Annotated in this window: 23 protein-coding genes; 14 read left to right on the forward strand and 9 right to left on the reverse strand. The window is 59.5% G+C overall.

Translation table 11 applies throughout. From position 1 onward, the window contains the following. Nucleotides 1-176: 176 nt before the first annotated feature. From cpdA to ACIQVE_RS21750, 7 genes are all read left to right on the forward strand, one after another. Nucleotides 177-992: a 3',5'-cyclic-AMP phosphodiesterase gene (gene cpdA / locus ACIQVE_RS21720; RefSeq protein WP_402811963.1), complete on the forward strand. Its 816-nt coding sequence runs from the start codon at nucleotides 177-179 to the stop codon at nucleotides 990-992. Nucleotides 993-1,297: 305 nt separating this feature from the next. Then, nucleotides 1,298-1,906, forward strand: coding sequence for a YqiA/YcfP family alpha/beta fold hydrolase (locus ACIQVE_RS21725; protein ID WP_402811966.1), 609 nt, complete (start codon nucleotides 1,298-1,300; stop codon nucleotides 1,904-1,906). A gap of 41 nt (nucleotides 1,907-1,947) precedes the next feature. Further along, nucleotides 1,948-3,852 (forward strand): DNA topoisomerase IV subunit B, encoded by a 1,905-nt coding sequence (gene parE / locus ACIQVE_RS21730; protein ID WP_402811969.1) that lies wholly within the window; start codon nucleotides 1,948-1,950, stop codon nucleotides 3,850-3,852. Continuing rightward, a complete protein-coding gene (locus ACIQVE_RS21735; RefSeq protein ID WP_402811972.1) occupies nucleotides 3,852-4,841 on the forward strand; it encodes an esterase-like activity of phytase family protein in 990 nt (329 codons plus the stop codon). The genes parE and ACIQVE_RS21735 overlap by 1 nt, the downstream gene beginning before the upstream one ends. Next, a complete protein-coding gene (locus ACIQVE_RS21740) occupies nucleotides 4,838-5,362 on the forward strand; it encodes a TIGR02281 family clan AA aspartic protease (protein WP_042557359.1) in 525 nt (174 codons plus the stop codon). Before ACIQVE_RS21735 ends, ACIQVE_RS21740 begins: the two co-directional genes overlap by 4 nt. 7 nt (nucleotides 5,363-5,369) lie before the next feature. Beyond that, entirely contained in the window at nucleotides 5,370-7,634 is a 2,265-nt protein-coding gene (gene parC, locus ACIQVE_RS21745; RefSeq protein ID WP_402811975.1) for a DNA topoisomerase IV subunit A, read from the forward strand. Between the two features lie 176 nt (nucleotides 7,635-7,810). Then, the gene (locus ACIQVE_RS21750) at nucleotides 7,811-8,524 is read left to right on the forward strand and encodes a membrane integrity-associated transporter subunit PqiC (protein ID WP_402811978.1); all 714 of its coding nucleotides are present in this window, start codon (nucleotides 7,811-7,813) and stop codon (nucleotides 8,522-8,524) included. A 347-nt stretch (nucleotides 8,525-8,871) separates the two neighbouring features. Here the strand turns inward: ACIQVE_RS21750 and ACIQVE_RS21755 are convergent, their stop codons facing one another. Further along, nucleotides 8,872-10,377 carry an AhpA/YtjB family protein gene (locus ACIQVE_RS21755; RefSeq protein WP_402811981.1) on the reverse strand — a complete coding sequence of 502 codons (1,506 nt, stop codon included), beginning with the start codon at nucleotides 10,375-10,377 and terminating at the stop codon, nucleotides 8,872-8,874. Between the two features lie 135 nt (nucleotides 10,378-10,512). Here ACIQVE_RS21755 and serB point away from each other — a divergent pair, with 135 nt between their 5' ends. Next, nucleotides 10,513-11,727, forward strand: coding sequence for a phosphoserine phosphatase SerB (gene serB / locus ACIQVE_RS21760; protein ID WP_402811984.1), 1,215 nt, complete (start codon nucleotides 10,513-10,515; stop codon nucleotides 11,725-11,727). A gap of 114 nt (nucleotides 11,728-11,841) precedes the next feature. On the opposite strand, the gene ACIQVE_RS21765 is transcribed toward serB, so the two are convergent. From ACIQVE_RS21765 to ACIQVE_RS21780, 4 genes are all read right to left on the reverse strand, one after another. Next, on the reverse strand, nucleotides 11,842-13,596 hold the full coding sequence (locus ACIQVE_RS21765) for a molecular chaperone (protein ID WP_402811986.1): 1,755 nt from the start codon (nucleotides 13,594-13,596) through the stop codon (nucleotides 11,842-11,844). A 65-nt stretch (nucleotides 13,597-13,661) separates the two neighbouring features. Beyond that, nucleotides 13,662-14,522: an archaetidylserine decarboxylase gene (gene asd, locus ACIQVE_RS21770; RefSeq protein ID WP_402811989.1), complete on the reverse strand. Its 861-nt coding sequence runs from the start codon at nucleotides 14,520-14,522 to the stop codon at nucleotides 13,662-13,664. Between the two features lie 18 nt (nucleotides 14,523-14,540). Further along, nucleotides 14,541-15,356, reverse strand: a complete 816-nt coding sequence (gene rhdA / locus ACIQVE_RS21775) for a thiosulfate sulfurtransferase (protein ID WP_402811992.1) — start codon at nucleotides 15,354-15,356, stop codon at nucleotides 14,541-14,543. A gap of 42 nt (nucleotides 15,357-15,398) precedes the next feature. Beyond that, on the reverse strand, nucleotides 15,399-16,937 hold the full coding sequence (locus ACIQVE_RS21780) for an HDOD domain-containing protein (RefSeq protein WP_402811994.1): 1,539 nt from the start codon (nucleotides 16,935-16,937) through the stop codon (nucleotides 15,399-15,401). A 165-nt stretch (nucleotides 16,938-17,102) separates the two neighbouring features. On the opposite strand from ACIQVE_RS21780, the gene motA reads away from it, so the two are divergent. The 3 genes from motA (at nucleotide 17,103) to ACIQVE_RS21795 (ending at nucleotide 20,258) form a co-directional block, all read left to right on the forward strand. Further along, a complete protein-coding gene (gene motA, locus ACIQVE_RS21785) occupies nucleotides 17,103-17,954 on the forward strand; it encodes a flagellar motor stator protein MotA (protein ID WP_402811997.1) in 852 nt (283 codons plus the stop codon). A 3-nt stretch (nucleotides 17,955-17,957) separates the two neighbouring features. Further along, nucleotides 17,958-19,034, forward strand: coding sequence for a flagellar motor protein MotB (motB, locus tag ACIQVE_RS21790; protein WP_402812000.1), 1,077 nt, complete (start codon nucleotides 17,958-17,960; stop codon nucleotides 19,032-19,034). A gap of 90 nt (nucleotides 19,035-19,124) precedes the next feature. Further along, nucleotides 19,125-20,258, forward strand: coding sequence for a sterol desaturase family protein (locus ACIQVE_RS21795; protein ID WP_402812003.1), 1,134 nt, complete (start codon nucleotides 19,125-19,127; stop codon nucleotides 20,256-20,258). A gap of 49 nt (nucleotides 20,259-20,307) precedes the next feature. Here the strand turns inward: ACIQVE_RS21795 and ACIQVE_RS21800 are convergent, their stop codons facing one another. The 4 genes from ACIQVE_RS21800 to rsgA form a co-directional block, all read right to left on the reverse strand. Then, nucleotides 20,308-20,793, reverse strand: a complete 486-nt coding sequence (locus ACIQVE_RS21800) for a toll/interleukin-1 receptor domain-containing protein (RefSeq protein ID WP_402812006.1) — start codon at nucleotides 20,791-20,793, stop codon at nucleotides 20,308-20,310. After that, nucleotides 20,793-21,752, reverse strand: a complete 960-nt coding sequence (locus ACIQVE_RS21805) for a caspase domain-containing protein (protein WP_402812008.1) — start codon at nucleotides 21,750-21,752, stop codon at nucleotides 20,793-20,795. Before ACIQVE_RS21805 ends, ACIQVE_RS21800 begins: the two co-directional genes overlap by 1 nt. A 2-nt stretch (nucleotides 21,753-21,754) precedes the next feature. Further along, nucleotides 21,755-22,162, reverse strand: coding sequence for a TIR domain-containing protein (locus ACIQVE_RS21810; protein WP_402812010.1), 408 nt, complete (start codon nucleotides 22,160-22,162; stop codon nucleotides 21,755-21,757). Nucleotides 22,163-22,374: 212 nt separating this feature from the next. Continuing rightward, on the reverse strand, nucleotides 22,375-23,406 hold the full coding sequence (gene rsgA / locus ACIQVE_RS21815; protein WP_402812013.1) for a small ribosomal subunit biogenesis GTPase RsgA: 1,032 nt from the start codon (nucleotides 23,404-23,406) through the stop codon (nucleotides 22,375-22,377). Between the two features lie 107 nt (nucleotides 23,407-23,513). On the opposite strand from rsgA, the gene orn reads away from it, so the two are divergent. The 3 genes from orn (at nucleotide 23,514) to ACIQVE_RS21830 (ending at nucleotide 25,967) form a co-directional block, all read left to right on the forward strand. Further along, nucleotides 23,514-24,056 carry an oligoribonuclease gene (gene orn, locus ACIQVE_RS21820; RefSeq protein ID WP_402812016.1) on the forward strand — a complete coding sequence of 181 codons (543 nt, stop codon included), beginning with the start codon at nucleotides 23,514-23,516 and terminating at the stop codon, nucleotides 24,054-24,056. A gap of 82 nt (nucleotides 24,057-24,138) precedes the next feature. Further along, a complete protein-coding gene (locus ACIQVE_RS21825) occupies nucleotides 24,139-24,750 on the forward strand; it encodes a trimeric intracellular cation channel family protein (RefSeq protein ID WP_402812019.1) in 612 nt (203 codons plus the stop codon). 182 nt (nucleotides 24,751-24,932) lie between these two features. Continuing rightward, nucleotides 24,933-25,967 (forward strand): hypothetical protein, encoded by a 1,035-nt coding sequence (locus ACIQVE_RS21830; protein ID WP_402812022.1) that lies wholly within the window; start codon nucleotides 24,933-24,935, stop codon nucleotides 25,965-25,967. Nucleotides 25,968-26,104 lie beyond the last annotated feature (137 nt).

A 26,104-nucleotide genomic window follows, 5' to 3' on the forward strand; every position in this document is an offset into this window, starting at 1 on the left:
GGAGCGACCGCACCTGTCCTTAAAATACAAAACGCCCGACGCGGTGCATCGGGCGTTGGGGTGAAAAAGGTGTAAACCTATTTCAGGACTAGACAGTGTGAACTCTCACGCGTCTCTAGGTTTGCTCAGACGCGAGCCTGCAACCATAATCGACTACCTTTTGCTGATATCCATTTGTGCCGAGCATGCCTACTTTGCCCACTGATGCCACCGTTATGCTGGTGCAACTTTCCGACAGCCATCTGTTCGCTGAGGCGGACGGCACGTTGCTGGGCATGAACACCCGCGACAGTCTGCAAAAAGTCATCGAGTTGGTGCTGGGGCAGCAGCCGCACATCGACCTGATGCTGGCCACGGGTGATATTTCCCAGGACGGCACGCTGGAGTCGTACCAACAGTTTCGTGACATGACGCGGCAAATTGATGCGCCGGCGCGCTGGATTCCCGGCAACCACGACGAACCAATGATCATGGCTGAGGCAGCAGTGCAAAGCGCGTTGCTGGAATCGGTGGTCAATGTCGGCAACTGGCGCGTGACTCTGCTGGACTCGGCGGTGCCGGGTTCGGTGCCGGGTTATCTTCAAGACGATCAGTTGCAACTGCTGGCTCGTTCATTGAGCGAAGCGCCGGAGCGTCATCATCTGGTGTGCTTTCATCATCATCCGGTGTCCATTGGTTGCGCGTGGATGGAGCCGATTGGTTTGCGCAATCCCGAGGCGTTTTTCGAAGTGCTGGATCGTTTTCCGCAGGCGCGAGCTGTGCTGTGGGGGCATGTGCATCAGGAAATTGATCGCCAGCGTAATGGCGTGCGTTTGATGGCTTCGCCTTCGACCTGCATTCAGTTCGAACCGGGGAGTGACGACTTCAAAGTGGGGGAGCAGGCGCCGGGGTATCGCTGGCTGCGGCTGTTGCCGGATGGGCGGCTCGAAACCGGGGTTGAGCGCGTGACTGATTTCGCCTTCACCGTCGACTACGGTTCCAACGGGTACTGAGAGCGAATCAAAAGCCCCTCATCGGAACGCCGCCCGCCCAGCCCTCTCCCAGAGGGAGAGGGGGCCGACCGAGGTGTCTGGCGCTATGCGTCGACCTGAAAGATCCAGTCGATTATGGATTCGGTGAAGCTCTTTCAAGTCGGCGTAATTCGCCAATTTCCCCCACTCAGTCCCCTCTACCCCTGGGAGAGGGCTAGGGTGAGGGCCGCTCCCGGCGGATAATCAAAATCTCGAACACCGGCCCCCAACCCAAGCACATCTCCCTGTAAACTCCGCTATCTTTCGCCGACACCCAGGGAGCTCAAATGTCCGGTTCGATCCTCTATATCCACGGTTTCAACAGCGCCCCGGCCTCGACAAAGGCCTGTCAGCTGGTCGCGGTGATGGAGCGGCTGGGTTTGAGCGAGCAATTGCGTGTCCCGGCCCTGCATCACCATCCGCGTGAAGCCATCGGTCAGTTGGAACAGGCGATTACCGAGCTGGGCCGACCGTTGCTGGTGGGAAGCTCGCTCGGCGGCTACTATGCGACTCACCTGGCCGAGCGCCATGGCCTGAAAGCCCTGCTGGTCAACCCGGCGGTCAGCCCGCACCGGATGTTCGACGGCTACCTGGGCACGCAGAAAAACCTGTATACCGATGAAACCTGGGAATTGACCCACGACCACGTTGCGGCCCTGGCCGAACTGGAAGTGCCGGCGCCCCAGGATGCGCAGCGTTTTCAGGTCTGGTTGCAGACCGGCGATGAAACATTGGATTATCGCCTCGCCCAGCAGTATTACCGAGCCTGCGCCTTGCGCATTCAGGCCGGCGGCGACCACAGTTTCCAGGGTTTTGCCGGGCAATTGCCGGCGTTGCTGAGTTTTGCCGGCATTGGCGCTGATTTGTATCAGGCAATTGATTTCACCGCACTGTGAAGTCTTGCCCCTATTTCATGAATGACTGACGACGAGACCCTATGGCCACTCCCAGCGCTAGCTCTTATAACGCCGACGCCATCGAAGTCCTCTCGGGCCTCGACCCGGTGCGAAAACGCCCCGGCATGTACACCGACACCAGTCGGCCGAACCACCTCGCCCAGGAAGTCATCGACAACAGCGTCGACGAAGCCCTGGCTGGCCACGCCAAATCGGTGCAGGTCATCTTGCACGCCGACCACTCGCTGGAAGTCAGCGATGACGGCCGAGGCATGCCGGTCGACATCCACCCTGAAGAAGGTGTTTCGGGTGTTGAGCTGATCCTCACCAAGCTCCACGCGGGTGGCAAGTTTTCCAACAAGAACTACCAGTTCTCCGGCGGTCTGCACGGGGTGGGTATTTCCGTGGTCAACGCCTTGTCGACTGAAGTCCGGGTGCGCGTAAAGCGTGACGGCAACGAATACCAGATGACGTTCGCCGATGGCTACAAGGCCACCGAGCTGGAAGTAATCGGCGCTGTTGGCAAGCGCAACACCGGCACCAGCGTGTATTTCGCGCCGGACCCTAAATATTTTGACTCACCAAAATTCTCCATCAGCCGCCTCAAGCACGTGCTCAAGGCCAAGGCTGTGTTGTGCCCGGGGCTGCTGGTCAGCTTCGAAGACAAAGGCACCGGCGAGAAAATCGAATGGCATTACGAAGACGGCCTGCGTTCCTATCTGGTCGACGCCGTCAACGAGTTCGAACGCCTGCCGAATGAACCGTTTTGCGGTGCTTTCGCCGGTAATAAAGAAGCGGTCGATTGGGCGCTGCTGTGGCTGCCGGAAGGTGGCGACGCGGTGCAGGAAAGCTACGTCAACCTGATCCCGACGGCGCAGGGCGGTACCCACGTAAACGGTTTGCGTCAGGGCCTGCTTGATGCGATGCGCGAATTCTGCGAATTCCGCAGTCTGCTGCCGCGTGGTGTGAAGCTGGCGCCGGAAGACGTCTGGGAGCGCATTGCCTTCGTTCTGTCGATGAAGATGCAAGAGCCGCAATTCTCCGGCCAGACCAAAGAGCGTCTGTCGTCCCGTGAAGCGGCGGCGTTTGTTTCCGGTGTGGTCAAGGACGCGTTCAGCCTGTGGCTCAACGCCAACCCGGAAACCGGCCTGGCGCTGGCCGAACTGGCGATCAACAACGCCGGCCGTCGTCTGAAAGCGAGCAAAAAGGTCGAGCGCAAGCGTGTTACTCAGGGCCCGGCACTGCCGGGCAAACTGGCCGACTGCGCCGGTCAGGACCCGATGCGTTCCGAACTGTTTCTGGTCGAAGGTGATTCCGCCGGCGGTTCCGCCAAGCAAGCGCGGGACAAAGAGTTCCAGGCGATCCTGCCGTTGCGCGGCAAGATCCTCAATACTTGGGAAGTCGACGGCAGCGAAGTGCTCGCCAGCCAGGAAGTGCACAACATTGCCGTGGCCATCGGTGTCGATCCAGGCTCAGCCGACATCGCCCAACTGCGCTACGGCAAAATCTGCATCCTTGCCGACGCCGACTCCGACGGTCTGCACATTGCAACCTTGCTCTGCGCGCTGTTCGTCCAGCATTTCCGCCCGTTGGTGGATGCCGGTCACGTCTACGTCGCGATGCCGCCGCTGTACCGCATCGACCTGGGCAAAGAGATCTACTACGCCCTCGACGAGGCTGAGCGCGACGGCATTCTCGACCGTCTGGTGGCCGAGAAGAAACGCGGCAAGCCGCAGGTCACCCGATTCAAGGGTCTGGGTGAAATGAACCCGCCGCAACTGCGTGAAACCACCATGGACCCGAACACTCGGCGTCTGGTGCAGTTGACCCTGGAAGACTATGACGCGACCTCGGAAATGATGGACATGTTGCTGGCGAAAAAACGCGCCGGTGATCGCAAGTCGTGGCTGGAATCCAAAGGCAACCTGGCCGAGGTTCTTGGTTGATGCGGGCTGGCTTTGCCCTGGCGTGTGCGTTACTCCTGACCTCTGTTTCGGCGCTTGCTGAACCGGTGCCGGAGTTGCGCGTGCTGTCCGAGCATCCGGTTGACGGCATGCGCGGCGGCAACCTGTCGGGGCTGGCGCAGTGTGGCAACGAGCTGTGGACGGTGTCCGATCGCGACGATGATCAGATCTATCGCCTCGACACCCGCCACGCTTCCTGGCAGGCCGAAGCCGTCCACATCGACGTGCCTCAATTACCCGAGACCGGTCTGCCGTGGGGGTTGCGTTCGCGCAACTGGGCGGCGTCGTTCGTGCGCGGCGGCGATCTGGATTTCGAAGGCATCAGTTGCGACAGCGCCGGCAATCGCTACATCGTCAGCGAGGGGCATGCAGCGGTGTTGCAGCTGCCCGTCAACGGCCCGGCGAACTGGCTAAAGATCTCGCCGATGATGGTTCGCGAAGCGCGAGCCAAGGGCATGTTGCTGAAATTCAATGCGATATTCGAAGGTCTGGCGATCAATCCGGCGGGGGATCAGGTGTGGCTGGCCGCCGAGCGCCAAAGCCGTGGGTTGCTGCTGATCAAACGCCAGCAAACGGTGTGGGCCTGCGACGGTCGCTGTGTGCTGCTTAGCGAAGGCGGCAAGGAAATGCAGCCGGCGCAGTTTCCCAAAGCCAAAGCGGTTGATCGGGATTTTTCCGATCTGTCATTGTTCAACGGCAAGCTGTTCACCCTGGAACGCAACGCCTTCCAGATTTGTCGTCGTGATCCGCTGACAGCCAAGGTCGAGCGCTGCTGGTCGTATGCCGCCGAACTGTTGCAGAAAAATCGCCGTTATTCACAGAACTATGGGCTGGAAGAAGCGTTGATCGTCGATGCTGACGGCGCTTGGATTGGCGTCGACAATAATTTCGGTCCGCGTGCCGATGGCGAGAACCGCCCAATTGTCTGGCGTTTCGCAGCGCCGGAAGGTGGCTGGAGCGCCAAGCCATGAGCCAGCAACCGCCGGGCAAGCGCGCCGGTCGGGTGCTGATGATTCTGGCCTGGTGCGCGGCGCTGTTTCTGGCGACGCGTTTTTTTGGCCAGTGGGAACAACGCCAGCAGAATCCGAACGTCGTCGTGAGTTCGGAGCAGGGCGCAGGATTTATCGAAGTCAAACTGGCCAGCAATGCCCAAGGGCATTTTGTCGCCAGCGGTCAGATCAACGGCGAACCGGTTGAGTTCATGCTCGACACCGGCGCGACCGATGTGGCGATCCCGGCGGATCTGGCAAAGCGTTTGAAGCTGGAAGAAGGTTTCGGCGTGACCCTGAGCACGGCCAATGGCCTGAGCCAGGGCTATCGTACAAAAATCGCTCGCCTGCAACTGGGCGACATCGTGCTGCGGGATGTTCGCGCACTGGTGGCGCCAGGGCTGCATGGCGATCAGGTGCTACTCGGCATGAGCGCCCTGAACAAACTTGAATTTACTCAGCGCGGTGGCACCATGCTGCTGCGCCAGACAACGAACCGATGAGGCCTGCATGAGCAATCCCCTTGATCTTAGCCTGGACGGTGTTGAACGCCGCTCGCTGGCTGACTTCACCGAAAGTGCCTACCTCAACTACTCCATGTACGTGATCATGGACCGTGCTCTGCCGCATATCGGCGACGGCCTGAAACCGGTACAGCGGCGGATCATCTACGCCATGAGCGAGTTGGGGCTGGACGCCGATTACCAGCACAAGATGTCGGCGCGTACCGTCGGCGACGTGCTCGGCAAGTTCCACCCGCACGGCGACTCGGCGTGCTACGAAGCGATGGTGCTGATGGCTCAGCCGTTCAGCTATCGCTACACGCTGGTCGACGGCCAGGGCAACTGGGGTGCGCCGGATGATCCCAAATCCTTCGCCGCCATGCGTTACACCGAAGCACGCCTGTCGCGTTATTCCGAAGTGCTGCTCAGCGAACTGGGCCAAGGCACCGCGGACTGGGGCCCGAACTTCGACGGCACCCTGCAGGAGCCGCTGGTGTTACCGGCGCGCCTGCCGAACATTCTGCTCAACGGCACCACCGGCATCGCCGTGGGCATGGCCACCGACGTTCCGCCGCACAACCTGCGCGAAGTCGCGACCGCTTGCGTGCGGTTGCTCGATGAGCCGAAAGCCACGGTCGAACAGCTCTGCGAACACATCCAGGGCCCGGATTATCCGACCGAAGCGGAAATCATCACCCCGCGCGCCGACCTTCTGAAAGTGTACGAAACCGGCAAGGGCTCGGTGCGCATGCGCGCCGTGTACCACGTCGAGGACGGCGACATCATCGTCACCGCGCTGCCGCACCAAGTCTCCGGGGCCAAGGTGCTGGAGCAGATCGCCGCATTGATGCAGGCCAAACCGTCGAAAGCGCCGCAAATTGCTGACCTGCGTGACGAATCCGATCACGAAAACCCGTGCCGCATCGTGATCATTCCGGTCAACAGCCGCGTCGATCACGAAGCGCTGATGCAGCATTTGTTCGCCAGCACCGAGCTGGAGTCGACCTACCGGGTCAACGTCAACATCATCGGTCTGGATGGCAAGCCGCAGTTGAAAAACCTGCGCGCATTGCTGGTGGAATGGCTGGAATTCCGCGTGCAGACCGTGCGTCGCCGCCTGCAATTCCGCCTCGACAAGGTCGAGCGTCGTCTGCACCTGTTGGACGGTTTGTTGATTGCCTACCTCAATCTGGATGAAGTGATTCACATCATCCGTACCGAGGAACACCCGAAAGCCAAACTGATCGAACGTTTCGCCCTCAGCGAAATTCAGGCTGACTACATTCTCGACACCCGCCTGCGTCAATTGGCGCGACTGGAAGAGATGAAGCTGCGCGACGAGCAGGACGAACTGCTCAAGGAACAAGCCAAGCTGCAAGCCCTGCTGGGCAGCGAAGCCAAGCTGAAGAAGCTGGTGCGCACCGAGCTGATCAAGGATGCAGAGACTTACGGCGACGACCGTCGCTCGCCAATCGTCGAGCGCGCCGAAGCCAAAGCGCTGACCGAACACGATCTGCTGCCGAACGAGAAAGTCACCGTCGTGCTCTCGGAAAAAGGCTGGATTCGTTCGGCCAAGGGGCATGACATCGACGCTACCGGCCTGTCTTACAAGGCGGGTGACGGCTTCAAGACCTCGGCGGCGGGGCGCTCCAACCAATCTGCCGTGGTTATTGATTCCACCGGCCGCAGCTATTCAGTCGCCGCGCACACGTTGCCGTCGGCCCGTGGCCAGGGCGAACCGTTGACCGGTCGTCTGACGCCGCCGCCGGGTGCGACGTTTGAATGCGTGCTGATGCCAGAAGACGACGCGCTGTACGTGATCGCCTCCGACGCCGGTTATGGCTTTGTGGTTAAAGGTGAAGACCTGCAAGCCAAGAACAAGGCTGGTAAGGCGCTGTTGAGCCTGCCGAACAACGCTAAAGTCATCGCGCCGCGTCCGGTGGCTGATCGTGAGCACAACTGGCTGGCCTCGGTCACGACCGAAGGTCGCCTGCTGATCTTCAAAATCAGCGATCTGCCACAATTAGGTAAGGGCAAAGGCAACAAGATCATTGGTATTCCCGGTGAGCGTGTCGCCAGTCGCGAAGAATATGTCACGGACATCGCGGTCATTCCGGAAGGCTCCACCCTGGTGTTGCAGGCCGGAAAACGCACGTTGTCGCTGAAGGCCGACGACCTCGAACACTACAAAGGTGAGCGCGGTCGACGTGGTAATAAGCTTCCGCGTGGCTTCCAGCGGGTGGATGCGCTGCTCGTCGAAAACCTCAATTAAGCGTCCTAGAGCTCTCGATCTACGATTTAACGCGTAGATCGACGCTTTGGCGCTGGAGTCGGAACGCATATTCACGGATGATATGGCCTTTCAAGCGCCGGCGTGGCCGAGCGTTCTTCATATTTATTGAGTATTTTCACTGTGGTCAGCCTTGTGGCAGCCACCTGGACGGGATGATGACTGCGCTGCGCCTTCCATTTATTTTGTTACTCGCTGGCGTTCTTGGCCTGGCGGGTTGCAGCGTTCACCAGCCGGTGTCGCTGTATCAACTGGACAGCGGAAGTCCGGTTCAGCCTGCGCAAAGCGCGGGCATGGCGGTTTTGTTGGGCCCGGTAGTCGTAGCCGATTACCTGCAACGTGAAACCCTGCTGCAACGTCAGCCGGACGGCAGCCTGCAAGCAGCGACCGATGGTCGTTGGGCCGGTAGCCTTTCGTCGGATATTGATCAGTTGTTGATGCGTCAGGTTGCCGGTCATCTGGACAGCCAGCGTGTGGTACTGGCACCGGCGACTGGCGGGTTCACCCCGGATGTGCAGGTGCTGCTGACCATCACGCGTCTGGACTCCGGTGCAAAACAACCGGCGATTCTCGATGCACAATGGCGCTTGATCGACCGTCGCGGCAAGGTGCGCGATAACCGCATTGTTCATCTGCAAGAGTTACATGCGGGAAGCACGGCGTCGCAGGTGAAGGCGCAAGGCATTCTATTGCAGCGTCTGGCCGAGCAATTGTCGGTAGCGCTCAAGCCGTTGGCCAATCAGCCTCCTGTGGCAGAAGCGCCGCGTAAAGCGGCGCCTAAGCCGGCAGCGCGGGCCGAGGAAGCCGAGAAGCAGCCGAAGATTCCAATGGCATCGCCGATTCGTACAGACATGGAAGTGTTCCGCTTCTAGGTCTGGACCGAGTCAAGACAGAGCCCGCCTTGTGCGGGCTTTGTTGTGTCTGGGGAATGAGTAGAAGATCAAAAGCCCCTCACCCCAGCCCTCTCCCGGAGGGAGAGGGGGCCGACCGAGGTGTCTTTCGCTATACATCGACCTGAAAGATCTTGGCGATTGTGGATTCAAAGCAGGGCGTTCAGGTCGGTGTAATTCTGGAATATTCCCCAATCAGTCCCCTCTCCCTCTGGGAGAGGGCTAGGGTGAGGGGCTTTCAAGAGCCGGCGCGGTCTGCAGAACGCCACCCACAAAAAAGCCCGCAGACAATCACTCGTCTGCGGGCTTCTGTGTACCAAGGCTAAAGCTTAAGCCCGACGCTCATGCATCCGCGCCAGTTGCCGCTCGAGCATCGATGGATAAGGCTCCATCAACCGCTCGACACAGCACGCGCCCTCAGGGCTGGCAATCGGGCGGATCCGGGCACGCTGACGGATCAGCGCATCATCACTGATCTTGCGCTCAACCAGCAGCAGGTTGCGGCTGTGTTGCGACAGGGCCAATGCATCCTGTGCCGAATCAGTCAGCAGCAGATCAATCTGACTCAAACCGAACAACTCATCGCCAAGGGTCAGGCCCAACTGTAATTGCAGGGTGATGCCGCTGTCAGCGACTTCGATCTGCAACTGATGACCCAGTGCGCGCAACAGCTCGCCGCAGCAGATCGCGTTGGTCAGGTAGTCGTCGCCGCAGTCTTCGGTGTGGAACAGCATCAGCGTGCTGCCGTCGTTCAGGGTTTCGATTTCACCCTGGTACAACGAAGCAGCCTGATCCAGACAGTCGCGATAGCGCACCTGCAATTCTTCCAGACGTGCCCGAGGCAAACGGCGCAGTTGCTCTTGCGAGCCCAATTGCACCGCCAGCACTGCCGTGTGTTGCGGCACGTTCGGCGTCGCTTTGCGCACGGTCGGTTGCGCGACAGCAATCAAAGACTCGTCACGCAGGTCGGCGAACGCGTCATCGTCATCATCGTCTTCGACGGTGCTGACCACATGGCGCGGTGCAGGCTTCTGCGCGGCCAGCGGGCGGGTTTCGTCGAAGCTCGGGTCGCGCAAGTTGCGCATTTCGAACTCCGGCTCGTCTTCTTCGTCCTCGAGCTCGGGTTCCGGCTCGGGCGCAGGTTCCGGTGCGTAGTTGGCGTGCAACTGACGGGCCAGATCGCCGATTTCATCCTGACGATCTATGCCCGGCGTGTGCTCGTCGATCCGGCGCAGCCAGACGCGCAATTGCAGCAGCGGCGTCGACAGATAGCGGCCCATGCGCAGGCTCAGGGCCAGCGACAGCGCCAACAGAATTGCACTGAGAATGCCCATGCTCTGCAAGCTGATGGTCATCGGCTGCTGGAACTGATCCATGTCCAGGCTGATGCGCAGTTGCCCGGCCGTGACGTCCTGAAAGGTGATCTTGCTCTCGTACATGCCCTCGGCTTCGCCCAACAGGCTGTGCTTGGGCCGCTGACCGGATTCGGCGAGGATGCGGTTATCCACGCTATAGATAGCCGCGTGGGCCACCAGTTTGTTCTTGGTCAGGTTATTGAGCAGCACGTTGAGGCTGAGGATGTCGTTGGACACCAACAGCTCCGTGGCGGAGGTGGCGGTCTGCGTGGTCAGGCTTTCGCCCAGCGCATCGGCCTGCTCGTGCATGGCCTGCTTGAATTGCAAACCCATCACGCCGGCATAGATCACCAGGGCCAAAGCGACCAGGATCACGTTATGGCTGGCAATGCGCAATGCAATCGGTACACGGCGGTGGCGCAGTGCACGGAAGATCAGCAGGAAGAAGTTATCGGTTTTAACTGGCGTGGGCCGGTTCACTTGAGCTCGGCTCTTTTGTCCGTGAAGTTGACGCGCAGTATAGCGACAGGCCCTAGACCGGCAAAGCGCTCGCGGTGCCCGATGGTCACTGAAAGTGGGTAGAATGCGGTTTTTTTCCAGTTGCGGGGGTGCGCGTTGCGCGAAATCGTCCTGATTAACATCACGGGAGTCGACCGTCCTGGTCTGACGGCGGCCATTACGGGTGTTCTGGCCCAGGGTGGCGTGAACATTCTCGACATTGGTCAGGCGGTGATCCACGACACCCTGTCGTTTGGCATCCTGGTTGAAATTCCCGACTCCGAGCAAGGCAAATCGGTGCTCAAGGACATCCTGTTCAAGGGCTACGAGCTCGACCAGCAGGTGCGCTTCACCCCGGTGTCCGAAGAGGATTACCAGCAATGGGTGGGCAATCAGGGCAAAAAACGCCACATCGTCACCCTGTTGACCCGCAAAGTGACGGCTGGCCAATTGCAGGCTGTCAGTTCGATCACTGCCAAATACGGCCTGAACATCGATCACATCGACCGTCTGTCGGGTCGCATGCCGCTGGACACTCCGGCCGACAAGGGCAAGGGCTGCATCGAGTTTTCCGTGCGTGGCGAAGCGGCCGATCCGCAAGCGCTGCGGGCCGAATTCCTCAGTGTCGCGCAGGAATTGAACGTCGATATCGCTTTCCAGGAAGATTCGCTGTTCCGTCGCAACCGTCGTCTGGCGGTGTTCGACATGGACTCGACACTGATCGAAGCCGAAGTCATCGACGAATTGGCCAAGGCTGCCGGCGTAGGCGACCAGGTTTCGGAAATCACCGAGCGGGCGATGGCCGGCGAACTGGATTTCCGTGAGAGTTTCAAAGAGCGTCTGGCATTACTCAAAGGCCTCGACGTCAGCGTGCTGGATTCGATCGGTGCTTCGCTGCGCCTGACCGAAGGCGCCGAAACCCTATTCGCCGAACTCAAGCGTCTGGGCTACAAGACCGCCATCCTGTCTGGCGGCTTCACCTACTTCGCCAAGCAATTGCAGGCCAAACTCGGTATCGATTACGTGTTCGCCAACGAGCTGGAAGTGGTCGATGGCAAGTGCACCGGCGTGGCGATCGAGCCGATTGTCGATGCGCAGCGCAAGGCTGATCTGCTCAGAGAGTTGGCGCACAAGGAAGGTTTGCGTCTGGAGCAGACCATCGCCGTCGGCGACGGCGCCAATGACCTGCCGATGCTGGCGATTGCCGGGTTGGGGGTGGCGTTCCGCGCCAAGCCGTTGGTTAAACAGTCGGCGAAACAGGCGATCTCCACGCTTGGGCTGGACGGTGTCCTGTATCTGCTGGGCTTTCGCGATCGCGACGGGCAGCTCTAAGCCCTTAATTGTCTGAGCGGGCCCCTTCGCGAGCAAGCTCGCTCCCACAGGGGATTTGTGAACGGCACAGATCCAATGTGGGAGCGAGCTTGCTCGCGAAGGGCGCAACTCGGTCTAAAGCGATTTCCATAGAGAATCAAAATCCTCTTCGCTCCCGCCATTTTGCGCGGCCTCCAGCGAGCGATAAGCAAACTGATTGAAGCTGTGCGTGCTCGCCACGCGTCGATCCAGACCGGCGCGGTGTTCCTCGCCCTGGGTGTTGATCAGCACTTTGCTGCCCTCCTGAAACGGCAGGCGCGGTGCCAGCAGGGTCGCTGGCAAGTCGATTGCGCTGATCTGTGGCAACAGCAATCCCCGTAAGTAATGGCTGTGATCGTCCCGCGAGCGCACCAGTTGCAGGCCACACGGCTCGGCATACGGCGCCACCAGCTCGATGCCCATCTGCGTACCGCTGCCGCGCACCTGACGAATCCAGCGAATAACCGCAATGCTCCAGCCCAGACTCACACTGTCCTGAATCCCGAGCATTTCCCCGGCCTGTAATTCGGCGGGCACCTCCTGCGGCCAGCCCAGGCAATAACCGCCGGGACTGTGGTTGATCACCGGGAGCGCATAAGTCGGGTAGTGCTGCGTGCTGTCGGTGCTGTGTTCATCCTCGACCAGATGGTCGTACTGGATTTCTTCGTAGGGCAAAAACTCATCAGCCTTGCTCTGCGGCGCGGCGTCGAATGCCTGGCTCCAACTGTCCTTTTCACCCTTGGCCACGACACTGCTGAAGTTCGCTGCGCGGGCGCCGGGATGTTTCAGCAGATCGCTGAACGTACGCTCACCACCCAGGAAAAAGTGCAGGGCACTCATGCCGACGCACACCGTCAGGCTGCCCTGACCCACGGTTCGCTGGAAACTGCGTTCGGCGGTCTGACCCCAGGTCGCGTGCAAGTGTTGCAGGGTGTCGAAACTGAGCCCCGCCGGGACGGGCAGCAGCGTCGAGGTGTCCTGGCGCAGCAGGTGCGCTTCGATGGCGTTCACCAGTGGCTGTGGATCAAAGCCAAGCAGCCCGGCCTTTTGCTCGCTGCGGAACATACTGCGATAGCGCGGGCCGGCGTCGATTTCAGCACTGACCGCAAACAAGCCATTGGCCGGGCTGCCTGGGTGTAGTTTGAGTAGCGCACTCCACGGCTCCAACACTTCCGCGAGCCGGGCGATCTGGTTCTGGCGCAGTTGATTGCAACGGGCACTGGCCAATAACAGTGTGGCGAGGTAAGTCTGTTCGACGCTCAGTTCGGTCGTCAGGCTAGCGAGATCATCGTGTACGCGGCGTTGTTGCAGCTGCAACTCACACGCGGTGCGATACAGCTGATGCAGCTCGAACCACAGATGTTCCGGCGGTGAACTGTACAACTGCGTCGCGCGCACCAGTTGGCCTTTGAGTGCATGGGTCGCCCGTTGCAGGGCCAGGCTGACCAATGCTGCGCGGTCCTTGCTGTATTTCGGCGCGATGCGCAGCACGATCTGCTTGTAGCCGATGGCCAGATGACTTTGCAGCGCCTGACACAAGTTGCTGATCTTGCGTGAACGCTCGTCGAGCATGATCGCCTGATGCAGAAAGTGCCGCTCCAGGTGCTGGCAGACGAAATAAACCTCGGGACGCAGCAGCTCCAGCAGTTGCAGGCGATTGTCGCTGGGGGTCAGCAATAGGTTGAGTTCGCCGAGGCCTTGATACAACTGGCGGGCGGTTTCACCGATGTTGGCCTTGGGCAGGTCGGCGATCCAGCGCTTGAGATCGCGCGGGGTGGCTTCGCAAAACGACAGGCGCGTTTGCGTCGGGGTTGTGGCGCGTAATTGAAGAGGGGAGATGGTCTGGCTCATGCCAAAAACCATAGCAGCAATTACAGCAGTCTGTGGGAGCCGAGGCGGCTCCCACAGCACGAGCATCAAGCTTTTGGCAGTGCCAGGCCTTGGCCCATCTGCACTGGGGAACCGGCAGCCAGTGCTTCAGCCCATTTCACTTGATCAGGCCCGAACAGCACGATCGCCGTAGAACCGAGCTTGAAGCGACCCAGTTCCGCACCTTTTTCCAGATGAATCGGCGCGCGGGCGGCTTCGTCGTAGCGGAAGGTTTTCAGCTCGCGCTTCGGCGGCGTGACCAGCCCAGCCCAGACGGTTTCGATAGAAGCAACGATCATCGCGCCCACCAGCACAACGGCCATCGGCCCGCGCTCGGTGTCGAAGATGCACGCCACGCGCTCGTTACGGGCGAACAGTTCCGGCACGTTTTCGGCGGTGGTCTGGTTGACCGAGAAGATTCGGCCCGGGATGTAGACCATTTCGCGCAGGGTACCGGCCAGCGGCATGTGCACGCGGTGGTAATCCTTCGGCGACAGGTAAATGGTGGCGAAGTCGCCGCCCATGAACGGCGCCGCATTGGCCGCGTCACCGCCGAGCAGTTCCAGCACGCTGAAGCTGTGGCCCTTGGCCTGGAACACGCGACCGTGCTCGATCGGGCCGAGTTGGCTGACCGCACCGTCGGCCGGGCTGAGGATCGCGCCCGGGGTTTCGTCCAATGGACGCGCGCCGTCTTTCAGGGCGCGGGTGAAGAAGGCGTTGAAGTGCTCGTAAGCGGTCACGTCTTCAACCAGCGCTTGCGACATATCGACTTGATAGCGCTTGGCGAACCAGGTGGTGAAGGCATTCTTGAACCACGGCACACGGCATTCGGCGATGCAGCCGGCAAGGCGCGACAGCAGGTGGTGAGGCAGCAGGTACTGGCTGAGGATAAACAGACGCTCTTTCATTAGTTGTCCTTAAAAACCTTAAATCTCGACAGGCGTATCAGGGTGGTTGCCCCATTCGCCCCAGGAGCCGGCGTAGCCCTTGACCCGCGGATAACCGAGGGACTTGGCCACCAGATATGTGAAGCCCGACCGGTGATGGGTCTGGCAGTGGGTAATGATTTCTTTGTCCTTGGTGATCCCGAGGTCTTCGAGGATCTGCGGCATGTCAGTGCGAATGCGCAACTGACGTGCCTTGTCCATGCCGGCAGTCCACTCGAAATTGACCGCGCCGGGAATATGGCCTGCCTTGGCAGCCAAAACCTTCTCGCCGGAATACTCCAGCGGCCCGCGTGCATCCCAGATCGCCAGATCGGCAGCGCCGAGACGGCTTTGCAGGTATTCGCGCGTGGCGGTCGGCTCTTCATGCAACGTTAACGCGACTGGGCCGCCGACGGCAGGTGGCACCTGGATCGACATTGGCGAACCTTCCGCCAGCCACGCCGGCAGACCTCCATCAACATAGTGGTACTTGTCGTGACCGATCACATCGAGCAGCCAGATGAAACGCCCGGCCCAACCGCCACCTTCGTCGTCATAGACCACGTAGACCGAGTCCTTGCGATGCCCCAGCTCACCGAACAGCGCTTCCAGATCGGCTTTCGCCGGCATCAGGCCCGGTGCTGGCGGTTGGCCGAGCTGGGTGCGTTTCGGATCGACAAAGCGTGCGCCTGGAAGGTGACCTTCGGCATAGCGGGCGGGACTGGTCAGGTCCACCAGGATGAGTTCGCTGGCATCGAGGCGAGGGAGCAGGTCGCTCGGTTCGATAACGAGCGGCAAGCCAGAGAAGTCAGACATGTGAGGTCTCCAGAGCACAAAGGGAGGGATTGTAGCGCAGCCTCATCGGCCACGGCTGCTAAAGCTGTGCAGGGATTTTTCGATGCACTGTGCGGTTTTGCCAAAGGCTTGCACAGTGATGTCGGCGAACGGCCCACCGCCCTGATCGGCGACGACGATCATGATCACCCGGCCGTTATTGACCAGTGAACGCAGGAACAGATGCTCGCCACGGAACAGCGTGCGCAGCCCCGCCGGCAACAGCGCGGAGAATTGCGCATTGTTCTCGGGGTTGATCCGCACCTGTGCCTGCTGCGCGAGCAGTCGTTGCAGGACTTTGCTCTGGCTGACGACAAAGTTCAGCGCGGTGGCTTCTTTCGGCAGGCCAAAGGTTTGATTCACGCGCAGGTTGGACTGTGTGCGATCAGCCATCAGGATCATCACTCGACGCATGCCACTGGCCACCAGCGCATCGCGAGCGGCGACGGTCAGGCTCATGGCATTGGTGAAGCGACTCGGCTCGGCCAGCAGTTCGGCGCATTGCCGGCGCCACTGGGTCAAGTCCTCGGCATTGGGCGCAGCGGCGGGCAACATCCCGGCGGGCAAACGATGCGTGCCCGACGGCCACAACAACGCAACCGCCGGATGCCACAAGTCAGGCATCGCATGCTGACGCGCACTGTTGGCGGCTTGTTGGTGCAGCTGTTGTTGCACCTCGTCCATCGAAATCTGTAGATAAAGGCTGGTCAGGTACTGCCAGCGCTCGCTGTGTGGACTGTCCCACGCCTGTTGCGCCGACAGCGCCAAGCCGTTGGCCAGCAGCACTGTATTGGCTGGCTGATTGAGCCAGCGGCGCAGCGTTGGGTCTTCGTCGAGTCGGTTTTGCTGACGGAGCGGATGCTCGCTGTCGCGGGCGATGCGCAGCACTTTGACCAGTTCTCGGTGTTCGCTGAGCAGCAACTTATAGCCCTGCTGCACCCAGATCGGCAGATGCCAGGCAGCCACCAGTGCTTCCGCGATTTTCAGCAAAGACACGCCAAACAGTTGCTTTTCGACGGTGTGTGCCGACTCGCCCTTGTGGATCACTCGCAGCTCCCACTCTTCAAGCAATTGCGGATACGTCAGCGCCAGCGGCCACAGCGGCGAGAGGAATAAGAGGCTGCCCCAATGAATGTCCTGCCACAGCCGCGCCAGGCGACTGGCAAAAAAACCGTTGGCCTGTTGCGTTGCGTGCTGGCTGATCATTTGCAGTTGGCGCAGGGCCTTGGGGATCTGCATGAGAGGTTCGGCGGGCAGGCGTGCGAGCAATTCTTCGGTGCGGGCGAGGCCAAGGCGATTGATCGCCACCTCAAGATTTTCTGCCGGCGTGGCCATGTTGCCGTGGGTGTGACGATTGGCCTCACGGATGATGCTCAAGGCCAGCGCCGGGCTGTCCTGCATCAGGTCGGCGATGTCGCGAAGCGAGCTGCGATTATCGCGGATCGCCCGGCAAACCTTGTCGTGTGCCTCTTGCGGAACGGGCAGGCGGACGCTGTCGAGCAGCTTGATCCAGCCGTCGAGAGTGGTCGGTTTTACGTGTGGGACGTTCGTTTCATTAGCCATGTCTGGACGAGATCTTCACTGACTGTAGACGCGCCCGGCATGGGCTAAATTGGCTTTTCGCCTGAACTGGCTATAGTCTGGCGCAGTTTTGCCGATAAGTAGAAGAAGAGATTTTTTAACTTCCGAATATGACCTTGAACCCGACTAAATAAGTACTTTCTACCTATGGCTAAAATTATCGGCATCATCGTCGTAATCGCGAGCGTTCTCGGCGGATACGTGCTCTCCCACGGTAAGATTGCCGCCCTGGTCCAACCCTTCGAGGTGCTGATTATCGGCGGTGCGGCACTCGGCGCGTTCCTCCAGGCCAACCCTGGCTACATGACGATGCACGTGCTCAAGAAATCCCTGAGCATGTTCAGTTCGCGTTTCAGTCACACCTTTTATCTTGAGGTGCTGGGGCTGATCTACGAGATCCTCAACAAGAGCCGCCGCGAGGGCATGATGGCCATCGAAGGTGACATCGAGGATGCCGCCGCGAGCCCGATCTTCGCCAAGTACCCGACAGTGCTCAAGGACGAGCGCATGACTGCGTTCGTCTGCGACTACCTGCGCATCATGTCTTCCGGCAACATGGCTCCGCATGAGCTCGAAGGCCTGTTCGACATGGAACTCTACAGTCTCAAGGAAGACCTCGATCATCCGGCTCACGCGGTCAACGGCATTGCCGACGGCATGCCCGGGTTTGGTATCGTCGCGGCGGTATTGGGCATCGTGGTGACCATGGCTTCGCTGGGCGAAGGTGATCAGGCATCCATCGGCCTGCACGTGGGGGCGGCACTGGTGGGTACCTTCTTCGGTATTCTCGCCGCCTACGGCTTCTTTGGTCCCCTGGCGCACTCTCTGGCGCACGATGCCAAGGAAGAGCTGAACGTTTACGAAGCCATCAAGGCGTCGCTGGTGGCTTCGGCTTCCGGCATGCCGCCATCGCTGGCGGTCGAATTCGGTCGCAAGGTTCTGTACCCGGCCCACCGTCCAAGCTTTGCCGAGCTGGAACAAGCCGTTCGCGGTCGCTAAGTCATGGAAAATAATCAGCCGATTATCATCAAGCGCGTCAAGCGCATAGCCGCGGGGCATCACGGCGGGGCGTGGAAAATCGCCTTCGCCGACTTCGCCACGGCGATGATGGCGTTCTTCCTGGTGCTGTGGCTGCTGTCCACCGCAACGCCAGAGCAGAAGATTGCTATCGCCGGCTACTTCAAAGACCCGGTCGGCTTCTCCGAAAGCGGCACGCCGTACATCATCGATCTGGGCGGTACGCCAACGCTGGCGCCGGAAAACACCCTCAACCCCGAGGTGAAGTCCCAGCCGCAACCGGACAAGGTCACCGTTGACACTGAACAAGTCGAAGGCATGGCCGAAATGGTCGAGAAAGAACGCCTGGAACTGTTGCTGCAAGAATTGCAGAACAAGGTCGACGAAAACCCGCAATTGCAGAAATTCAAGGACCAGATCCTTTTCGAAATCACGCCGAACGGCTTGCGTATCCAGATCATGGACGCCGAGAATCGGCCGATGTTCGACTCGGGTTCTGCACGCCTGAAGCCGTACTTCGAAGACATCCTGCTGGCCATGGCCGACACCATCAAAGCGGTGCCAAACAAGATCAGCATCAGCGGCCACACCGACGCCAAGCCGTATATAGGCACCGGCGACTACGGTAACTGGGAGCTTTCGGCCAACCGCGCCAACGCCGCACGGCGTGCGCTGATCGCGGGCAGTTATCCTGACGCGCAAGTGGCGCGGGTGGTCGGTTACGCCTCGTCGGCATTGTTCGACAGGGAAAAACCGTTCAACCCGGTCAACCGCCGCATCGACATCGTGGTGCTGACCAAAAAGGCTCAGGCGGCCATCGAAGGTGCGCAAGGCCCCGACGCTGCGAAGCCAGCTGAACAAGGTCAGAACGGCGCCGCTCCGGCAACGCCGGTCGACCCGAACGCCTTGCCGGCGGATCAGCAGCCGGTGCCTGCGCACGAGTTGCGCGAACGGCTGAACCTGTTCGACGACGCCGCGCCGAAACCGGCTGCGCCGGGGAGTGCGGCGCCAGCGCCGACTGCTCCAGCAGCCACTGCACCGCCCCCCGCAACGAAGCAGTGACCCACAAAAAGCCACGGTAACCGTGGCTTTTTTGTTTCTGCCTGCGTCGCAATGAGCAGTCGCAGTTTTCGCAATCACGGAAGATCAGTTATGGAAAGACTCAAAGCCTATTTTCAGCGGCACGGCAGCGCACCCTTCAAGTTTGGTGAGGGGCGGGTCAGTGGCTACATTTCGGCCACCCTCGGGCTTTTGAGCTTGCTGGCGGTGTTCTGCTTCCTGTTTCCCGAGTGGCTGACCACAGCCGAACTGCGCAAGGTCTACGACGAGCAATTCGCGCGCACCACGCTGCTGCTCGGGCTGGTGGTGTCGTTCAGCCTCGGCACCCTGAATATCCTGCTCAACAAACGCAAACGCTTGGGCATTACCGGGCTGGTTGCGTCGGGGCTGGCAGTGTTTCTCGGCGGCACCAATGTGCAGGTCAGCGAGATTGGGCAGACGCCGTACTCGCTCGGTCTGGACTGGTTTGTCCTGGCGTTGCTGGTGTCGGCCATCGTGTTTATTCCTCTGGAAAAGCTTTACTCCAAAAACCCCGAGCAAAACATCCTGCGTCCGCACTGGCGTACCGACCTGACCTACTTTTTCGTCAGCCACATGCTGGTGCAGTTCATCCTGATTTTCATCACTGCCTCGTCGAGCTACATCGCCGGGTGGGCGATGTCGCCGAGCTTGCAAACCAGCGTGCAAAGTCTGCCGCTGGTGGTGCAGTTCCTGCTCGCCGTGTTGGTCGCGGATCTCGGTCAGTACTGGCTGCATCGGCTCTATCATGTGGTGCCATGGCTGTGGCGCATCCACGCGGTGCATCACTCCAGCACGCACATGGACTGGCTCGCGGGCTCGCGCGTGCACTTCATCGAAATCCTGCTGACCCGCACCGGCGTACTGGTGCCACTGATGCTGCTGGGCTTCGCGCCGCAAGCGTTGAACGCCTACGTGATTCTGGTTGGCGTTCAAGCGGTACTGGCCCACGCCAACGTGCGGATCAACGGCGGCTGGCTGAATTACCTGATCGTCTTGCCGCGCTACCACCATTGGCACCACGCCCGGCACAAAGACTACATCTACAAAAATTACGCGATCCACACGCCGCTGGTGGACATGCTGTTCGGCACCTTCAAGCTACCGCCGAAAGAATGGCCGGTGCGTTACGGCGTGTTCGGTAAGGAATTGCCGGGCGGGATTGTGCGTCAGCATCTCTATGCGTTTAAAAAACCTGAGCCGAAGTAGGGCAGGTGGATGTGAAAAAGCCGCGATGATCGCGGCTTTTTTGCATCTGTCAGAACCCGCGCCGGATGCGGTTTTTCAGTTGATCATGGAAAACTTCAGCGTTGCGTTTATAAGTGCCCTTGACGGATTCATTGCTCGAATCCAGCGTCATCGAACGCTTGCTCGATACCTCTTCACGATATGCATCAATAAAGAAATTCAGATCACTGTCCGTGCTCAGCTTCGGCCACTTGTCCAGATACAACGGTAACTCCGCTGGCCCGGTCTTGAAGGAACAGATCCGCCGGTTGCTGATGGTCGCTTCGCCGATTTCAAACGGCACCCACCACGACAACGCGGTTTTTTCCGATACCACCGCCAGCAGGTGCGTGCATTCGGTGATGTTGCGCGTGATGACCCCGGTGATGTCGTCGGTGGTCTGCGACTCCGGGTCCAGCACGTCAAGGTAGGTTTTGATGTTGGCCTGGATCAGGCGGCTGTTGATGGCAATCGCATGGGCGCGATCCATGTGGCGGTAGCTGATGAAGACTGGCATCAGAAGTGTCCTTTGAGGGCGAGTTCGCGGTAGTAGGCGCCGAGGGCGGTGAGGCGGCAGCCGGTGGAGTTAATGGCGGCGTAATACATATGCTCGGCGTCCATCGGTTCGATCAGGCTGTGGCGATTACACTTTTGCAGCTGGGCGAAGACTTCGCCGTGTTCCGGGTTGAAAGTGGCTTCGGTGGGTTCGTAGCTGGGATCGAGCGGGAAAACGGATTCGGCTTCGGCAAACCATTCGGGGAGTTTGCGCAGAATTTCCTTGGGGATCAGCGGTGAGACTTCGCGCAGGGAAATGAATTGCGAGACGTTGGTCTTGAACACCGGACGCTGTTCCCAGGCATCGAGCGCATTGTCGACGAAGGAATAGAGACTGCCGGGGGTGATTTTGCCGAGGATGTTGGCTGCGCCGCCATGCAGCGCCTGCAACAGCAGGCCGGTGAACACGCCGTGTTGTGCGCCCTCCATGGCCGGCTCTTCCTTTTTGCACGCCGTCAGAATCGTCATGCCCTCGGCAACCACGCTGCTTTCACTGCGTAAGGCGCGCACCTCGCCGGCCGCGCCGCTTTGGCAGCAGTCGAGGATGATCACCTTGTTTTTGATCTTGGTGGCCTTGGTTGCCCAGTTGAGAATGTCGCTGATGCGGATGCCGTCCTTGGTGTTTCGGTAATCCTGCGGCAGCAGCATGCCTTCATCATTATCGGTGTCGAAGCCGCCATGCCCGGCGAAGTACAGCAGCGCGACGTTGCAGTCGCCGGAAAACAGTTCACGAATCTGGTCTTCGAGTTTCCCCCGGCTCAGGTCATCCTCGGCGGACGTCAGCACGACATTTTTGAAGTTGGGATCGCCATTGGCGTCGGTTTTCAGTACGGAGGCCATGGCCATGGCATCGTTGCAGCATCCGCTCAAGGGCGAAACATGCGTGTAGTGATTGATCCCGATAAACAGTCCCTTGCGCATGATTACACCACCGTGTGCTGGCGAATGGCACTGATGATGCTCTTGGTGCTCCAGGCGCACTCGGCGTGCGCCGCATTCCGCACCACGGTGGAAATGCGCTCGGCGCTGAACGGTTTGATCGCGATGATTACCTTGCCCATGCGCCTGGCGATCTCGATTTCCTTGTTGATCCACTTGCTGTAGGTCGAATACATCCCGGCCATGATCAGCACTGCCGAGCAGGGCCGGATCTTGTTTTCGATGGCCAGTTCAAGTTGCTTGTCGTTTTGCGCACCCATGATCGGGTTGTGCGGTGGTACGGAAAAATTCTTGAAGGTGAAATCTGGCTGCGCGCCGAGCAGGCGTACCAGATTGTCGTGGGCGTCGGCGTAGTTCCACGAATGGCTGATGAACAAATGGTAGGTTTGCATGGGGTTCCTCGGAGGTCGCGAAAGTGCGAAGGAAGAACCGAATGTAGGCATCTGCGCGATGCCTACAAGGTGTGCGCGGCAAAAGAGAAATGTCCTGCAAGCAGGCGTGCAAAGGCCTTACAGAAAGGTCTGATGTTTAAGTAATCAGGGAGTTTGTAGGGAAAGCTCCGACAGCCGGCAGCACCTGAGACAGGCGCCGCCGGCTTGGCTGTTTAATAGCCGTTTTCAGGCAGACTGGCGATGATCGAGCGATAGCTGTTCATGCGTTGCTGCTGCACGCGGCCTTCTTCCAGCCCCTTGAGCAATGCACAACCTGGTTCGCGGTCGTGCTTGCAGTCGCGGAAGCGGCAGGTGCCGAGCAGGTCGTTGAATTCGATGAAACCGGCTTCGACGTCGGCGCGGCTGACGTGGCCGAGGCCGAATTCGCGGATACCCGGGGAGTCGATCAGCTCACCGCCACCGGGGAAGTGGAACAGCCGCGCGGTGGTCGTTGTGTGCGTGCCCTGGCCGGACAGCTCGGACAACGGCCCGACGCGGGTTTCGACTTCTGGCAGCAGGCTGTTGACCAGCGACGACTTGCCGACGCCGGACTGGCCGACGAATACGCTGATGCGCCCGTCGAGCTGCTGTTGCAGTTGTTCCATGCCGTTGCCGTGGTGCGCCGAAACTTCCAGCACCGGATAGCCGAGCGTGCGGTAAACCGCCAGCAGCGCGTTCAGCGCCGGGGCGTTCTGCTCGTCGATCAGGTCGAATTTGTTCAGCAGCAACAGCGGACGGATGCCGGCGTGTTCGGCGGCTACGAGGTAGCGGTCGATCAGGTTGGCATGCGGCTCGGGCAGCGGGGCGAAAACGATGACGATCATGTCAACGTTGGCGGCGACCGGTTTGAGCTGGCCACGGCTGTCCGGGCGGCACAACTCGGTGGTGCGCGGCAGTTGCGCGACGATCACACCGATGCCTTGGTTGCCGGCACGCCAGACGACGGTATCGCCGGTCACCAGTGCTGGCAGGTTGGCGCGCAAGTGGCAACGGAATACCTGGCCGGCGAGTTCACCGTCCTTGGCCTCGACCTCGACCTGCACACCGAAGTGCGCGATCACCAGGCCGGTCTGTTCCGGGCCCAGGTCGCCACCTTCAAGTGCCTCGACAGCTGAGGACTCGCGTTTGGCGGCGCGTGCGGCGCGCTCGCCCTGAATTTTTTCGATGCGCCAGTTTTGACGTCGATTGAGTTGGCGTTTGGCCATGGGTGTTCCGTCTGAAGAATGCAACGATTAGGTAAAACGGCCGCGAGTTTAGCACGCCCTGCCACCGGCCTAGGCTAAACTGCGCAGCATTGCCTAGGAGCCGAAATATGCAAAACCCGCAGAATTTGATCTGGATCGACCTGGAAATGACCGGTCTGGATCCGGACAACGACGTCATTATCGAAATGGCCACTATTGTCACCGACAGTGACCTCAACACCTTGGCCGAAGGTCCGGTAATCGCCATCCACCACAGCGACGAAGTCCTCGCGCGCATGGACGAGTGGAACACCCGCACCCACGGCAACTCCGGCCTGACCCAACGCGTTCGCGAAAGCCGCGTCAGCATGGCTGAAGCCGAAGCTGAAACCATCGCCTTCCTCGAGAAGTGGGTGCCGAAGGGCAAGTCGCCGATCTGTGGCAACAGCATCTGCCAGGATCGTCGCTTCCTTTATACCCACATGAAGGCGCTGGAAAGCTACTTCCACTACCGCAACCTCGATGTGTCGACTCTCAAGGAACTGGCCGCGCGCTGGGCACCGGACGTGCGCGATAGCTTCAAGAAGGGCAGCACGCACCTGGCGCTGGACGACATCCGCGAGTCGATCGCCGAGCTGCAGCACTACCGCAAGCATTTCATCAAGTTCTGACATCGGCGAACTTAGCTGTCGCCCTCTTTTGGTGCCATGGCGAAGTGAGTAGACTGCGCGCCTTCCTGCAAGGATCGCCACCATGTTGCTGATGCTCTACCTCGTCGCTATCACCGCCGAAGCCATGACCGGCGCCCTGTCTGCGGGCAGGCGCGGAATGGATTGGTTTGGCGTGGTACTGATCGCCTGCGTCACGGCATTGGGCGGCGGTTCGGTGCGCGACGTGCTGCTCGGGCATTACCCGCTGACGTGGGTCAAACACCCGGAGTATCTGGTGCTGACATCGGTGGCGGCGATGTTCACCGTGTTCACCGCCCGCTGGATGCGTCACCTGCGCTCGCTGTTTCTGGTGCTCGATGCGGTCGGTCTGGTGGCATTTACCCTGATCGGCTGCATGACCGCACTGGAAATGGGCCATGGCATGCTCGTGGCGTCGGTCAGCGGCGTGATCACCGGCGTATTCGGCGGCATCCTGCGCGATATCTTCTGCAACGATATTCCGTTGATCTTCCGTCGTGAGCTGTACGCCAGCGTCTCGTTCGCGGCTGCGTGGTGCTACATGCTCTGCCTGTATCTGAATGTGCCGAGTGAACAGGCGATTCTGATTACGCTGTTCGGTGGATTCCTGCTGCGCTTGTTGGCAATCCGTTTTCATTGGGAAATGCCCAAGTTCGTCTACAACGACGAGCATTGATACTAATTGCAGTCAACATTGTTTTTCATAAATAACTCTGTTTGTTATTCGTGATTTACAGTGTGTGCATGTTTCTTACATTTTTCATTTTGCTGCCGATTTGATAGTCGTGTTATTTCTTTAGTCGATTGTTTGTTTAAAGTCGATCTGCCAAGTAAACACTACGTCAAAGGAATTGCATTATGGGTGAAAATATGGACGAAGCACAAAATCAGGTTGCACATTTAGGCGCTGTCGCCGGTATTGCCAGTTTCAAAGTAAAGTTTGATGCCGGTGACGCTACCCGGAGCAAGTCTCTGTTCGGTAATGGCCGCATGCAGGTGAAAGTACAAGTTCTGGTGTCCGCCGTTGACATGAACGGGAATGCAGTGCCCATTCCGGCTGAAGTAATGAACAGCATTGAGCTTATTCATTACGGCAGTGGAAAGACATTGCGCACTGGCTGGACCGCAAGCACCGAGCAAGGGCGATTTACCCTTGAGGCACCAACGTCGGTCTTGGCCACGCCGGGTCTCGACCAAGAGGCAGACGATGACATGCTCCATCCTCAGGTCCGTACCTTCTGGGTGTCTTCCTCCGTCGCCGGGACGACCCAGGTCGCCGCGCGGCTGTCCTTGGCCGGGCAGACGATTCGCACCAACGCAAGCACTTTGTCCAGTATCCACGACAGCAGCGTAACCCTTGAAGCACAACAACCTTTGGCCTATGCCCTCGATCAGTTCCGCTGGCAGGCAACCCGACGTGGCAATGAAGAGCCGGGTAATCGAATCTGGAACCATTACCTCGGGTTGTATCCACAAGGGCAGCAAATCAAACTTGTCGAGTGGGTTGCCGATGGCGTAGCCACGCAATCCAATCACTGTTTTGCTTATGCCAATAAACTTGGCGAAACATCGACCAACTATTTTTCGGGCTTCATGATTAACCCAAGTGAGAAGGCAGTCGACCTGTTCTTGCCGTTTAACGGGGACGCTATTGCCTACACATTCTTCTCTGATGCAATAACGCGGGAGACAAAAAAATATTCTGTAAGGGTCAATGATCGCGACGGAGAACTGACCGTGGTGCAAGCACTGTCCGAATACTCGGCAATCGAGCGTGCTCAGAAGCGTGGCGACGTATTTCACTTTCGTGCCATCGATCAACACGGTACGGAACATAAACTGGCGATTCGCACGGATTTTGCAGCACGCACTTTTGGTCTGGAGCGAGGGTAAGCTCGGTATCTCTCAACTTTCATACGTTGGATGTGGTAGACATATATACCGTTTCACAGCGGACATACCGATAAGCTGAGCTTCTCAAAGGTCAAGTATTAGAAGTTCAGCGTACTTGTACATATGTCATGCGTTGA

Origin of the sequence: Pseudomonas sp. NPDC098747 (genome assembly GCF_044760045.1) — a bacterium.
Taxonomy (GTDB): domain Bacteria; phylum Pseudomonadota; class Gammaproteobacteria; order Pseudomonadales; family Pseudomonadaceae; genus Aquipseudomonas.